Below are 15,166 nucleotides of genomic sequence, written 5' to 3'. Positions count from 1 at the left end.
GTTGAAAATTAGCCAATAATGGCTGTTATGACCTCCACAGCACCTGTAAAGCTAGCGATCATAAAAGCTTTTAAACGTCTGACTTGCTGCTGAATCAAATAGAGAGCAACAAGAAACCCTTCAGGGGCATTTTGCAAACCTATTGCAAACGCAATGAACGGACCTAGTCCCTCTACTCCACTGCCATAGCTAACACCAACAGATAACCCTTCTGGTAAGTTATGAAGAATGATCGCAGTGATGACAAGCACTGCTTTTCGATCGTAATTCATATTTTTCGTTCCATGATCTAGGTCGAGGTGGGGAATCGTTCGTTCTAAAATCGTTAAGGTAATTACACCTAATGATATTCCTAAAACAACATTCCCTAAGCCGCCTATTTGCAATGCTTCAGGGATAAGCTCGAAGGTTGCAGCTGTTACCATCACGCCAGCTGTAAATGCGAGCAATATATCTCTCCAGCGATGACTTGCTTTCTTAAAAAATAAAATGGGTAATGCACCAAGCCCTGTTGCCATCGCCGATAGAAAACTTGCTAATAGAAATTCTTCCATCTTGCCTCCAAATATCATCTGTTTTTATCATCATATACAACAAATGATTGATTCATACATAAAACCTCCTCGGAGCGGTTGCTTCAAGGAGGCTTACAAACAAGTATTATCCTTCTAGTAATAGGGATTCAGGATCCTCTAGTAAATCCTTCACTTTTACTAAGAAACTAACTGCTTCCTTTCCATCAACAATACGATGATCGTAAGACAACGCGATATACATCATTGGACGATTCTCGAAATTCTCTTCATCAATGGCAACAGGACGCCATTGTACCTTATGCATACCAAGGATTCCTACCTGCGGTGCATTTAAAATTGGCGTAGACCAAAGCGAACCGAACACCCCACCATTGGTAATGGTGAATGTACCACCTTGTAAATCAGAAAGTGAAAGTTTATTATCCCTTGCCTTTTTACCTAGATTTGAAATTTCCCGCTCAATCCCTGCAAAACCTAAACGGTCTGCATCTCGAACGACAGGTACAACAAGCCCTTCATCGGTAGAGACAGCGATGCCAATATCGTAATACTTTTTCAATAAAATTTCGTCACCTTGGATTTCTGCGTTAAGTAAAGGAAACTCTTTTAAAGCTCCAATTACTGCTTTTGTGAAGAAGGACATGAACCCTAGCTTCACACCATTCTTCTCGAAGAATGCATCCTTACGACGTTTTCTTAATTCCATTACTGCCGACATGTCGACTTCATTGAACGTTGTCAGCATGGCTGCCGTCTGTTGAGATTCAACAAGTCTCTTTGCAATTGTTTGACGGCGACGGGACATTTTAATACGCTCAACGGGCTTTCCTAACTGCTCAACTTTTTTCGCTGCTGGAGCTTGTTGAGATGAAGTAGGCTTTTTCTCTTGTGAAGGAGCCGAAGCAGCTGGTTTTCCATCATATGACTCCACATCCTGTTTACGAACACGCCCAAGCGGATCAGCTGTCGGTACAGCACTCAAGTTAATTCCTTTTTCTCGAGCTAGCTTGCGTGCAGCTGGAGAAGCAAGCGGACGATCCGTTGACCCCTTTTTCTCTTCTGCTTGACTCTCCGCAGCTGCTGAAGCATCTTCTTTAACAGGTTGCTGTTCTGTTTTTTCTTCAGAACCTGGTGCTTCTGTTGCAGCAGAAGCGTCAGCATTTTCATCTAATACTGCTATAACCTCACCTACTTCAACGGTGTCACCAGGCTCCTTTTTAAATTCTTTAATCACACCGGAATACTCTGCGGTAATTTCTACATTTACCTTATCTGTTTCTAGTTCTGCAATGTATTCTCCTTGGTTGACATGATCCCCAACCTGCTTCAACCACTGAGCAATCGTTCCTTCTGTAATCGATTCTGCTAATTCCGGTACTTTAATTTCAATCACAATGATGGCCTCCTTAAGATTATCGACTCAACGCTTCTGTAATAATTCGTTCTTGTTCCTTCTTATGGACAACTGGGTCACCTTCTGCAGGACTAGAACGGTACGTACGTCCAATATAGCGAACCTCAATTCCTTCTGTTGCCGCTCTGCGAACTTTTGATTGCATAAACGGCCAAGCCCCCATGTTTCTTGGCTCTTCTTGTACCCACGCAATATCATGTAATTTCGGATACCGAGAGAAAACCTCTTCGATTTGCTTACGTGGGAACGGGTATAGCTCCTCAACGCGAATGATATGAAGCCAATCCCAATCCTTATCACTTTCTTTTTCAATCTTGTCTGCCAAATCAATCGCTATTTTCCCACTACATAAAATGACGCGCTCAACCTTTTCTTTGTTCTTTCCAAGGTTTGGCTGTTCAAAAACTGGTTGAAATGCACCATTTGTAAACGCTTCAGCAGGTGAAGCAACACTCTGATTACGGAGTAAGCTTTTTGGTGTCATGATGATCAATGGGCGAACCGCATTCGTATCTAAAATCGCTGCTTGACGTCGTAAAATATGGAAGTATTGTGCAGCCGATGTACAATTGGCAATGGTCCAGTTATTTTCAGCTGCTAAAACTAAGAATCGTTCAACGCGAGCACTTGAATGCTCAGGGCCTTGGCCTTCATATCCATGAGGAAGGAGACAAACCAGTCCTGATTTTTGACCCCATTTTGCACGTCCTGCTGATATCCATTGGTCAAAAATAACTTGTGCGCCGTTCGCAAAATCACCAAATTGAGCTTCCCATAAAACGAGAGTTTCAGGTGCGAATACATTGTATCCATACTCAAATCCAAGGACAGCCGTTTCGCTTAATGGGCTGTTATAAACAGCAAATGACGCGTTTGCTTGCTTAAATTCCTGCAATGGAGAATACACTTTATTTGTATTACGATCATGAAGAACAAGATGGCGATGGGCGAACGTACCACGCTCCGAATCTTGACCAGTTAAACGAACTGGTGTGCCATCATGTAAAATGGTCGCAAACGCCAATGTTTCCGCTAATGCCCAATCAATCTTGTTATTCTCATCAAAAGCGGTAAGACGACGTTTTAAGATCTTCTCAAGCTTTTGGTTCGCAGCAAAATTCTCTGGCCACGCTAAAAGCTCTTCATTTATTGACTTAAGAATTTTACCGTCCACTGATGTAACGACCTTTGGTAATCCATTAACAATATCATCTGGTGTTGCAACGGACGGAATTTCCTCCGTTTTATTTTGAAAAACCTTATCATATTCTTCTTGAAGCCGTGCTTGTACTTCATCATCTAAAGCTTTCGCCTTATCTTTATCAATGATCCCTTTTTCCGTAAGTGCATTGGCGTAAATCACGCGTGTTGTTGGATGCTTGCGAATGATTTCATATAATCCAGGTTGCGTGACAGCTGGTTCATCCATTTCGTTGTGACCTAAACGGCGGTAGCCAATTAAGTCAACTAGGAAATCTTTCTTAAATCGCTTACGGTATTGGAAGGCTAAATGCATCGCAGCAAGACAAGCTTCTGGATCATCTCCATTTACATGGACAATCGGTATTTCAAACCCTTTTGCCGGGTCACTTGCATAGGTTGTAGAACGAGAATCAAATGTTTCTGTCGTAAAACCAATGTTGTTATTGGCAATGATATGAAGAGAGCCACCAGTTTGATACCCTCTTAATCTGCTAAGGTTTAACGTTTCTGTAACGACACCTTGCCCAGGAAAGGCTGCATCACCATGAATTAAAATCGAATATGCCTTTAAGCTATCCTGTTCTGGAACACCACGAGATGTACGATCTTCCTGAGCAGCCCGCGCGTATCCTTCAACAATTGGACTAACAAATTCAAGGTGACTAGGGTTGTTTGCAAGCGTCAGCCGTGCTGCCGCAGTATTTTCCTCTTTTATTTGACGGTCGGCACCCATATGATATTTTACATCGCCAGTCCAACCGTTAATTGAGCCTTCGTTAGGAGAAATCCCCTTGCTAGGTAAATGAAGAAACTCTGAAAAGACCCTCGCATAAGGCTTGCCGAGCACATGGGCAAGAACGTTCAAACGTCCGCGATGGGCCATACCAATCATTACATTTTTCGTTCCTTCATGGACCGCTTCTTTTACAACTTCATCAAGCATTGGAACAAGTGAATCGAGCCCTTCAATAGAAAACCGCTTTTGCCCGACAAACGTGCGGTGAAGAAACTTCTCGAACCCTTCTACTTCCGTTAAACGATTTAATAATGCTACCCGTTGTTGGTTTGAAAGGTTTGGTAGATAGAGACCAGATTCCACCATTTTGTAAAGCCAATTCCGCTCTTCTTCTTCATGGACATGAGAAAATTCAAAAGCAATCGTCTTTGTATAGACAGCTTTTAAATGACGAATTGCATCAAGCCCGTTTTTGACGTGAGACGGAGCATACGGACAGAGCATATCTACAGGAATGCTTTTAAGGTCCTCTTCTGTTAGTCCGTATTGGCTTAAATTCAGTAGTTCTTCATTTTTTGTTTCTTTCAAAATGGGATGAATGTCCGATGCTAAGTGACCATAGGCACGAATGTTATCAGCCAGTTTAACAGCACCGACGATCTTCTTAATCATGTCCGATCCAGTTGTAGCATCTGGAGTGAAAGTTGAGTTTGTAGCCTCTGCTCCCGATGATGGTGGCGGTCCCCAAGTATTAAAGACTTCGCGTAGCTCTTCATCTACAGCATGTGGGTCTTTTTGGTACTCTTCATAAAGTTCGACTGCGACACCGAGGTTCGGACCATGAAATCCTTGCCATGGCTCTTCCGGTTTGTGCTCCTTGCTGGACATGTGATAAAAACCTCCTACATACGATTAAGTTGTGTAAAATCTATGAACGTTGTAAATTGTAACGCTTACATTACCATTTTAACATGACTGTCACATTTGCTCAAAGGTTAAAATGGACTTTTCATAGATTTATACGTCTAAAAAGAAAAATTTGAAAATTCGGCTCAATTTCACTTTATTTTTCGTGCTTAAATTTCTTCTTCACCATGAGTGTAAGACTTTTTATTCAGAAAATCCAGTCATTTCTATTGATTTGTTAAATCTTCTTACAGTTGTTTTTTTGTTTTGAACATAGTATGTTGTTTCAAGGAAAGGTGGCCCATTATGATTGTTTTAGATAAGAAAAATAAGCAAGTGCTTACACCACATTGTTCTTTTTGTCCTGAGACGTTCTTTTCACCTGCTGAGGACCATCTTCCTCGTGTAGGCTGTTGTAGCTATAGTCCTCTTTTTGGTCTTTTTGAGCTTTCAAAAATGGCTCAGCATAATGAAACGTTTTTGCGCACCTCAATCTTAAACCATGAGAATGCGCAAATCCTCCCCTATCAAATAAAAGTCCATGCCAATGTTGATCCTAGCTTTTATAAGCAACAGAGCTTTTCGCTGACGAAATTAGAAAGAGATGACCTTAAACTACGTTATTCCGTCTGTGTATTTTTAAAACAAGGCGAAGGGTGCAGCTTACCTCCGTTTTACAAAAACATCGTCTGTCGTTCTTTTATCTGCCCGACAGTTGAATCAATGCTATCAGAAACAGAGCAGCACCATCTCCAAATCATGGTTCGTACGATTACACAAGTCGCTTCTCAGTTTCATATTAAACATGAAAAGAAGCTCATACAAAAAGGGATTGATCTATTGAGTAATCCTAATGCGGTTATTTCCTATCTAAAAGAAATAAAACACATTCCTTCATAATTAATTATATCAAGTTCTTAATATGACCTAGAAAGCATTAAAGAGCCGCTAGGTCATAAGCCTCTAAAAAAGGACCCCCGTTTAAGAACAGATTGAAGAAGATGGCTGCTCTCGTAGAATTGAGCCATTATTGGTTTTAAATAAATAAAACTTATCTCTTTGTTTGTGTACCCTTTAGAGTTATCAATTGTTTACGCATTTTTCTTAACTGATGAAGCTGCGGCTCTTCTTCTTGTTGCGGCTTTTTTTGCTGGCTTTTTTCTCGTTTTGTCTATGGAGGCTTGAAGTGCAGCCATTAGATCGGTGACATTTGATGCGGTTGGCTGCTTTTCGGGAGCGGTAACGGTCTTCTCACCTTTCTTTTTCGTTTCAATAAGCTCCATTAGAGCGGTTCGATACTCGTCATCATACTTTTCTGGCTCAAATGTTGTTGTCAGTTGTTCAATCAATAACAAAGCAGTATCAAGCTCCTTTTTTGAGACTGCTGTCTCTTCAGGTATACTCGGAACTTCCTCAAAAGATCGAACTTCATCAGGAAAATGAATCGTCTCCATTAGTAATGCTTTTTCGTACACACGTATGATCGCTAATTGTTCCTTTGAACGGATAATAATCTTTGCTACACCAATTTTTCCAGATTCCGCTAACGCTTCCCGTAGTAAGGAATAAGCTTTGCTTCCTCCATCTCCTGGTGACATAAAATAGCTACGTTCAAAATAAATAGGATCAATATCTTCAAGCTTTACAAAATCGATAATTTCTACTGCTTTGTCTTCACTTTCTTTTCGCAATGCCTCCAATTCTTCCTTGTCTAACTCAATAAATTTATTTTTTGCATATTCATACGCTTTCACAATATTTTCTTGTTCTACTTCTTTCTCACAAACAGGGCATACCTTTTTATAATTAATTGGTGTATTGCATTCTTTATGAAGCTGACGTAACTTTATATCCTTATTTTCAGTTGCCACATGAAGCTTAATTGGGATATTTACCAATCCGAAACTAATACTGCCTTTCCACATTGTATGCATAATTCTCACCTCAGAAAAGTCATATAGTTTAATATGTGAGAAATTCATTCTAACTATGTATGAGCTAATCTCATCCTACAAATGCTAGAACAAATACGTGAGGTGAGCCAATGAAACCAATGTTGCTTCAAACCACTACATCCCTTCCAGTAGGGGAAAATTGGATGTACGAAATTAAATATGACGGATTTCGCTGCATTCTCAAATGGAAAGAAGACTCAATTGAACTTGTGAGTCGAACAGGTCGATTATTAAACCAATCGTTTCCAGAATTGATTACATATTGCGAAAAATTAAACGAGCGGATAAAACCCCATTTACCATTAACCTTTGATGGAGAGCTTGTTGTACTTAAAAATGATTATCGTGCTCAGTTTTCAGCCTTACAAACTCGTAATTTTTTACGAAAAAAAGAAACAATTAATGAATGGGCAAACAAAGTAGCATGTCATTATTTATGCTTTGACCTCTTGAAATTTCAAGGAAAAAATCTGACCATGTCATCGTATAACGAGCGAAAAGAAAAGCTTTGTTCATTATTCACTCAACTACAAATCCCTTTATCGGTTCAGTATCATAAGGATGATAAAATTCAGCTCATTGCTACCTCATCAGATGGTGATGACGTTTGGCGTAAGGTGCTTCTTTATGGTGGTGAAGGAATCGTTGCTAAGGATGTAAAAAGTCGTTGGTTTGAAGGAAAACGGACAAATCAATGGCTTAAGCTCAAGCATTGGCGCTATGTCTCTGTGTTTTTAACAAAATATGATCAAAAAAATGGTTATTTTCATTTTTCGGTTCAGAAGGATGGTAAAATTGTTGAAATTGGAAATATGACACATGGCTTTCAAGAAGAGCAACGCAAAGCACTTGAAACCATTGTGACTACAAACTCATTAAAAACAACAGAGCATGTCTACAAGTTAGCTCCGTCTATCTGTTTTGATGTTGCTTGCATTGATTTTGATGGAAAACATTTACGTGAAGCTCGATTCCATCAATTTCGCTTCGATCTAACGCCATTAGACTGCACCTGGGAGGTCATGCAAAAAAATTTAGAGCCTTTGCCGCCATTCATTGAGGTCACACATCCAGAAAAACCTGTTTGGCCAGCAATGTCTTATACAAAGGATCATTATTTACATTATTTACGAGAAGCTGGCCCATCCATGCTTCCTTTTCTATTCAACCGTCCCCTTACAGTCATACGCTTGCCTCATGGGGTACGCTCAGCAAATGAGAAAGATCGATTTTATCAAAAAAATTGCCCCGACTACGCACCTGAATTCGTCTCAACGGTAAAAATTGAACAAATTAACTATATTCTTTGCAACGAGCTTGATACACTATTATGGTTAGGAAACCAACTAGCCTTGGAATTCCACACCCCTTTTAATCCAATCGATTCACAGCACCCAAGCGAAATTGTCTTTGATTTAGATCCTCCTTCAAGTAATGAATTCTCACTTGCAATCGAAGCAGCGCTACGAATGAAGGACATATTTGAACAGTTTAAACTGCACGCCTTTGTAAAAACGTCGGGCGGAAAAGGATTGCAGGTGTACCTCCCTTTACCTGACAATACATTTTCCTATCGAGATACACGCATGTTCACTTCATTCATCTGTCAGTTTTTATATGAGCAGGAGCCCCAATGGTTTACAACAGAGCGTTTAAAGAAACATCGGCAAAATCGCCTTTATCTAGATTACCTGCAACACGAATCGGGTAAAACCATCATTGCTCCCTTTTCTCCAAGAGGAAATGAACAAGGGTTAGTCGCAACACCACTTGAATGGGAGGAACTAACTGAGCGGCTTTCGCCCACTGAATTTTCCTTGTCCGTAGTTCTTGATCGAATTCACCAGAAAATAAATCCTTTTCGTTCATTTCATGAAACAAAAGAAAAACAGCCATTTAGTACCATTCTTGAACAACTGAAGGCAAATGTAGAAACAAAAGCATAAGGAATCATTGCTCATGAAATCGCCCAGTACTAATCGAATGATTAAGTAACCAAATAAACGCACATGGATCACTTTTAGTCCATGTGCTTTATTGTTTTCCTATGCAGTTTTGCGAAGCTTTGCAAACAAATAAGTTAAAACAAGTGGAATTACTAATGCGAGAATCATCCCGATTAAGAAAACTCCCCAGTACTGTGAATAAATAGAGAAGATCGCTGGTAAACCGCCTACACCAACCGAAGCAGCGAGCACGCCGTTCATCGTAATGAATGTAGCGGCAATCGCAGATCCGATAATGGCACAAATAAACGGAAATTTATAACGAATGTTTACCCCGAACATAGCCGGTTCTGTAATCCCTAAATAGGCAGAAATGGCAGAGGATAGAGACAAGCCTTTTAGTTTCTCATCTTTTGTCGCAAGCATCATGCCAAGAGTCGCTGATCCTTGAGCAATGTTTGAAAGGGCTAAGATCGGCCATAAAAACGTTCCGCCAATTGTGGCAATAAGCTGTAAATCCACAGCTAAAAATGTATGATGCATTCCTGTAATAACTAATGGAGCATAAATCAGACCATAAAGGAATCCACCAATTGCAGGTACTGTATCAAATATACCTGTAAATACGCTCGTAATACCATTTCCAATTGTAAATGTGATTGGACCAATCGCCGCAAAAGCGATAAAACCAGTGACAAGCAATGCAACAGGTGCTACGACAAGTAACTGAATGGAGTCAGGAACTCGTTTACGTAAAAAGACTTCAATTTTCGCTAACAAGAGTGCTGAGAAAAGAACTGGGAGCACTTGACCCTGATACCCAACTTTCTCTATCTGTAAGCCAAAGAGGTTCCATGTCGGAATCCCTCCTTCATTTTGCGCAGCTCCATATCCCCAAGCATTTAAAAGATCAGGATGAACGAGCATAAGACCTAAAACGATACCTAGTAATTCACTACCGCCAAATCGTTTTACTGCTGACCAACCGATTAATCCTGGTAAGAATACAAATGCCGTATTCGCAATCAAGTTAATGATGCTTGCCACATCTGCCCATTTTGGGAAACGATCGACAACTGACGCTCCTGAAAAAAAGATGTCAGGTGCTGTAAGGATGTTGTTAATCCCCATTAATAGACCAGCTGTAACGATGGCCGGTAGGATTGGAATAAAAATATCGGCAAGCGTTTTCACCGCGCGTTGAAAAATATTTGTCTTTTTTGCAGCAGCATTTTTCACGTCTTCCTTGCTTGCTTCACCGATCCCTGTCTCAGCAACCATTTGTTTATAAACTTTATCCACCGTGCCCTGTCCAATAACAACTTGATATTGCCCGTTTGATGAGAATGAACCTTTCACGAGATCTATGCTCTCAAGCTTCTCCTGGTCTACTTTGTCTTCATCATGTAAAACAAAGCGTAATCTCGTTACACAATGTGTAGCTGTATCAATATTTTCCTTACCACCAATGGCTTCGACAATTTGTTTTACTTCTTGTTTGTAATCAGCCATGTTTTTCCCCCTGTTCTCGTTCTCATTTAATGTGTACATTTGATACAAAATGCTCAAGATATTCTTAGTATTTCTTATCTTATTTGATTCAAACGTAACGAGTCAAAATGAAACGCTTGCAAATTTGTATATACAAGCTGTTACATTTGTATTTTATCTTGTATATACAAGTTAGTCAAATCTTTTTTTCGAATAAACGGAAATCGTTTTCATCCCTTCAATTCGTGTGCTTCGTTTCACTCTTTCACTCAACAAATGTCATATGTCTGAGATATTTTGATTGACCTTCTCCCCAAACCGTATTAAATTAGACAATGTCCAATAAGACAAATCAGAATTAGAGGTGAGATGATGAGTACACTAAGTTCAAAAGCAAAGTCTCTTGAAGTTCAAAACCTTCAAAGACCAACAATGCCACCTCCCCAACAGCTGTATATCGCTCTTGGATTAGGAGCTGCCGTTGTCCTTAGCTTTACAACGTATGCCATTGCTGATTATTCCTTTTTAGTACAGCTTTGGTTAGGACTTTTACTCGGTTATACGTTATTTCATGCCCGTTTCGGCTTCACTTCAGCGTTTCGCCGCTTAATGTCGGTAGGAAATGGTGAAGGCTTACGAGCACACATGCTCATGCTGGCGATTGCATCAACACTATTTGCTCCAATTCTTGCATTCGGTGCAGGATTTTTTGGAAATGAGCCGCAAGGATTTGTTTCTCCTGTCGGCGTTAGCCTTCTTGTTGGTGCGTTTATTTTCGGTGTCGGTATGCAGCTTGGCGGTGGCTGAGCATCTGGGACTTTATATGCCGTCGGTGGCGGCAGATCATCTATGCTTTTAACATTGTTCGGTTTTATCGTAGGTTCTGTTATTGGTGCAGCCCACTTTACATTTTGGATGGAGGAGACACCTTCATTACCAGCTATTTCATTGGCGACTGATACAGGGTTAGGCTACTTTGGTGCATGGGTTTTACAATTAATTGTTTTTGCTATAATCATTTGGATTACATTCTACATTCAAAAGAAGAAAAACCCTCCGAAAATGGCCCCACTAGCTACAGCAACTGGCTTTAAGCGTATTTTTCGCGGTTCATGGCCCTTGCTTGCAGGAGCGATTATTTTAGCCATATTAAATGCAGTGACACTTATGGTGCGTGGTCAGCCTTGGGGGATTACCTCTGCGTTTACATTATGGGGTTCAAAGATGGCTCAATCAATTGGAATTGATGTGACACAATGGGGCTATTGGTCTGGAGACCGCGCGGCCCAGCTACAACAATCGGTCTTTCTTGATTCCACAAGTGTCATGAACTTTGGAATCATCGTCGGAGCTTTTATTGCTGCGGCGGCTGGTGGAGCATTCATTCTGAAAAAAATCCCGATGAAAGCCGCTGCTGCATCACTTATCGGTGGCGTCTTAATGGGATACGGGGCACGACTTGCTTTTGGTTGTAATATTGGTGCTTACTTCAGCGGGATTGCTTCATTTAGCATGCACGGTTGGGTATGGGGCATTATGGCTCTTGCTGGAACCTATGTTGCTTTGTATTTACGACCTCTCTTTGGTCTTTCAGTACCAAAGCCAACTGATACAAGCTGTTAATAGACATAAAAAAGAGGCTGATAAAAAACGTCAGCCTCTTTCTAACTTTTTAGTTTTAGTCTTCGTACTTTCTTCCCTTTTTCTTAAGCTTCATTAAGCTCTCATAAACAATCGGAACAATCAAAAGAGTAAGCAGAGTAGAGCTTGTTAAACCACCAATTACTGTTACCCCTAATCCTTTTGAGATTAATCCACTACCTTCTAAACCAACCGCTAATGGAGCCAAAGCTGCAATCGTTGCAATTGCCGTCATCAAAATTGGACGAAGACGTGTACCTGCTGCTTCAAGCAGGGCATCTCTTGTTGTTAAGCCTTCATTTTCTTTATGAATCACACGGTCAATTAACACAATCGCATTTGTTACAACGATGCCAATTAACATGAGTCCGCCAATCATTGCAGAGATACTTAACGTCTCCCCAGCAATCAGCAAACCAAGCAGGGCACCGATAATCGTAAATGGCAAGGAGAAGAGAATGGCAAATGGCGCTAACGCACCGCCAAACGTGAGGACAAGTACCAAATAGACGATGGCAATGGCAACAAGCATAGCCAATCCTAACTGAGTAAAGGATTCTGCAATATCTTCAGTTACCCCACCCATGGATACCTCAACGTTTGCTGGCAACTCTAGCTTATCAATCTCACTTTGAATCGCTGACGATACTTGTGCGACATCCTTTGTTGTAATCTCAGCACTAACATCAGCATAGATTCGTCCGTCACGTCTAGTGATTGTATCCGAGGTGCTTCCTTCTTCGATGTTAACTACATCCTCAATGGCGACTTCTATTCCTAATGGTGATTGAATCATCTTGTCTGTCAAATCCTGAATATCCTCAAAATTTTCAGCTTCGACTTCCACATAGACATTAATGTCTTGCCCGTTGTTTTCGATTGTCGTTAAAACCTGACGCTGACCAGCATTAGAAAGCTCCATACCAATTTGAGCTGCAGTGAGACCCAATTCACTAAGAGCTTCTTGATTCGCAACAAGTGTATATTCCTCATACGTATCAGAAATGCTTGTGCTTACGTTTCGAAGCCTATCATTCTCAGCAAAAATATCAGCTACATCATTCACTACAGGTGTAATCTCTTCCATGCTCTCGCCGTAGACGAGAACAGTGAGAGCATTACTTGCTCCCATACCTGAAAAGTCTTGACTTGCCCATGTTCCTTGTTGAATTACTTCTTTTAAATCATTGATCACATCTTCTTTTTCTTGCTCAAAGTTTTCTGTCTCATCATCATATTGGATGTAAAAGATTGTCGAGTTAGACTGTCCAGGATTCATTGGGTTTTCCCCACCTACTGAAAACTGAACGGTCTCTACTCCAGCTCGCTCCATGAAGAACGTCTCTGCTTCTGTCGCAATGCCCTCGACCTCTTCAGATGTTTGACCAGGCTCTGGTGTATAGGTTGCAATCACCATTTTTTCCTCATCGGCAGGTAAGAAACTAACACCGATCACAGGAATAAGGAACAAGCTTCCTACTAGCATTAGGAGTGCAACACCTGAAGTAATAAGCTTATGATTTAAAGACCAATTTAAGATCTTTTTATAGCTAACTGCTAATTTCCCAGGCTTCTCTTCATCTTCAACCTTATGCTTTGTTGGAACTCCTTTTTTAAATAAAGCATGAGCCATCATCGGTACGATCGTAACCGCTACTAAGAGAGAAGCCAATAATGCAAAGACAATTGTTAAGGCAAACGGCATAAACATTTCGCCAACCGGACCTTGCACTAACCCTAATGGGAAAAAGACAGCAATCGTTACAATCGTTGAAGAGGTTATTGGCATAAACATTTCTTTTGTTGCTTCGACAATTAACTCTTTTCCACGTAGATTCTCATTTTGTAACGACATACGTCTAAAAATATTTTCAATAACGACGATCGAATCATCAATGACACGTCCAATCGCAACCGTCATTGCTCCAAGTGTCATCATGTTTAACGTAATATCCATTTGATTTAACAATAAAATCGCAATCAATAACGACAAAGGAATGGAAATGACTGAAATAATCGTTGTACGGACATTACGCAAGAAAAGCAAAATAATGATCATGGCAAAAATAGCACCAAATATTGCTTTACTTAGCATTGTGTGAACCGACTCTTCAATCGGCTTCCCTTGGTCAAAAATAGTTGTAACCTTGAGCCCGTCTGATTCTGATTCAAGCTCAGCCATTTTTTCCTTTACTGCGTTTACAACATCTACTGTATTTGCATCAGCTGCTTTGACAATTTGTACACCGATTGATTCTTCCCCATTTGTTCTTGAAATGGATTCTACCTTTCCTACCACTTCAACAGATGCAATTTCCTGTAACTCTACCGTAGGAATGGCCGTTGTAGGGATTGGTACCTGTTGGTCTAAATCCTGTGGTGACATTTCTGCAGGCGGTGCTTCAGGAACTGAGGGTTGACCCGCTGTAGGCATAATTGGAATTCGCATCGTACGCAAATCGTCAATATTTGTAATGTTGCCATCAATGACGACAGACTTTTCAGAATCTGCAAATGTATAGAGACCTAATGGAAAGGTCACATCAGAACCTTTTATGATATTAGTAACCGTCTCTTCACTTAATCCGTATTCATTCATTTTTTCACGGTCAAATATTAACTGAACTTCTTCTACTTCTTGCCCAGAAATTTGCGTAGAAGCTACCCCATCGATTCCCTCAATTTCTGGTACGATTTTTTCTTCCACAGATTTTGTCAACTCTGCTAATGATTGATTTGTATTTGAAATACTTAAAGACATGATCGGAAATGCACTAAAGCTAAGGCGGGAAACTTGAGGATCCTGTACACCCTCAGGTAATTCCAAATTACTTAGCACATCCTTCACTTCATCCTCTGCTTTCTCCATGTCTTTATCAAAATTGTATTCAATTTGTACAGAGGAAGCGTTTTGGAAAGATGAAGAACTGACGACTGTCACACCTTCTAAATTTTGAACTCTTGTCTCAATCGGTTCAGATACTTTATCAGCGACCTCTTCTGGTGTTGCACCAGGATAAACGGTCGTGACCGACACAAGTGGTGGAGTAATATCTGGAATGGTTTCAAGCTTCATGTTGAAGCCTGAATACAAGCCTGCCACGGTAACTATGATCGTCAGCAGCCACATGGCAAACTTATTATTTAATGAAAACTGAATTACTTTTTTCATGCGTGTCTCTCCCTTACATTGTCCAATGACTAATCGGTCATTGACTGAATGGTCATTCTAATTTTATACTATAAATGACCAGTCAGTCATACGTCAATCTTTTGTTATTATCTTCATAAAAGCTTCACTATATCATGAAAAATAAGGCATAATAAAAAAGAGCAGC

7 protein-coding genes and 2 pseudogenes are annotated in these 15,166 nt (G+C 40.4%); 3 read left to right on the top strand and 6 right to left on the bottom strand.

Annotation, left to right across the window (positions count from 1 at the left end):
* Positions 1-11 precede the first annotated feature (11 nt).
* The 3 genes and pseudogenes from BLT_RS21710 to BLT_RS0109700 all read right to left on the bottom strand — a co-directional run.
* Positions 12-554 (bottom strand): annotated as a pseudogene (locus BLT_RS21710) (ZIP family metal transporter); the annotation flags it as partial.
* Between the two features lie 106 nt (positions 555-660).
* Positions 661-1,929 carry a 2-oxoglutarate dehydrogenase complex dihydrolipoyllysine-residue succinyltransferase gene (gene odhB / locus BLT_RS0109705; RefSeq protein WP_017727599.1) on the bottom strand — a complete coding sequence of 423 codons (1,269 nt, stop codon included), beginning with the start codon at positions 1,927-1,929 and terminating at the stop codon, positions 661-663.
* Positions 1,930-1,948: 19 nt separating this feature from the next.
* Positions 1,949-4,777, bottom strand: a complete 2,829-nt coding sequence (locus tag BLT_RS0109700; protein WP_017727598.1) for a 2-oxoglutarate dehydrogenase E1 component — start codon at positions 4,775-4,777, stop codon at positions 1,949-1,951.
* Between the two features lie 324 nt (positions 4,778-5,101).
* Here BLT_RS0109700 and BLT_RS0109695 point away from each other — a divergent pair, with 324 nt between their 5' ends.
* Positions 5,102-5,695 carry a hypothetical protein gene (locus tag BLT_RS0109695; RefSeq protein WP_017727597.1) on the top strand — a complete coding sequence of 198 codons (594 nt, stop codon included), beginning with the start codon at positions 5,102-5,104 and terminating at the stop codon, positions 5,693-5,695.
* A gap of 191 nt (positions 5,696-5,886) precedes the next feature.
* On the opposite strand, the gene ku is transcribed toward BLT_RS0109695, so the two are convergent.
* Positions 5,887-6,729 (bottom strand): non-homologous end joining protein Ku, encoded by an 843-nt coding sequence (gene ku, locus BLT_RS0109690; protein WP_017727596.1) that lies wholly within the window; start codon positions 6,727-6,729, stop codon positions 5,887-5,889.
* Positions 6,730-6,839: 110 nt separating this feature from the next.
* Between ku and BLT_RS0109685 the strand changes: the two genes are divergently transcribed.
* Positions 6,840-8,696, top strand: coding sequence for a DNA ligase D (locus BLT_RS0109685; RefSeq protein ID WP_017727595.1), 1,857 nt, complete (start codon positions 6,840-6,842; stop codon positions 8,694-8,696).
* A 99-nt stretch (positions 8,697-8,795) separates the two neighbouring features.
* On the opposite strand, the gene treP is transcribed toward BLT_RS0109685, so the two are convergent.
* Positions 8,796-10,208 (bottom strand): PTS system trehalose-specific EIIBC component, encoded by a 1,413-nt coding sequence (treP, locus tag BLT_RS0109680; RefSeq protein ID WP_017727594.1) that lies wholly within the window; start codon positions 10,206-10,208, stop codon positions 8,796-8,798.
* A 351-nt stretch (positions 10,209-10,559) separates the two neighbouring features.
* Between treP and BLT_RS23070 the strand changes: the two are divergent.
* Positions 10,560-11,810 (top strand): annotated as a pseudogene (locus BLT_RS23070) (YeeE/YedE family protein).
* A gap of 55 nt (positions 11,811-11,865) precedes the next feature.
* Here BLT_RS23070 and BLT_RS0109665 read toward each other — a convergent pair.
* On the bottom strand, positions 11,866-15,000 hold the full coding sequence (locus BLT_RS0109665) for an efflux RND transporter permease subunit (protein WP_017727591.1): 3,135 nt from the start codon (positions 14,998-15,000) through the stop codon (positions 11,866-11,868).
* Positions 15,001-15,166 lie beyond the last annotated feature (166 nt).

The organism is Halalkalibacterium ligniniphilum (genome assembly GCF_000334155.1).
GTDB lineage: Bacteria > Bacillota > Bacilli > Bacillales > Bacillaceae_D > Halalkalibacterium > Halalkalibacterium ligniniphilum.
Note: the sequence above shows the minus strand (reverse complement) of the source record. Positions and strands in the feature narration are given on the sequence as shown.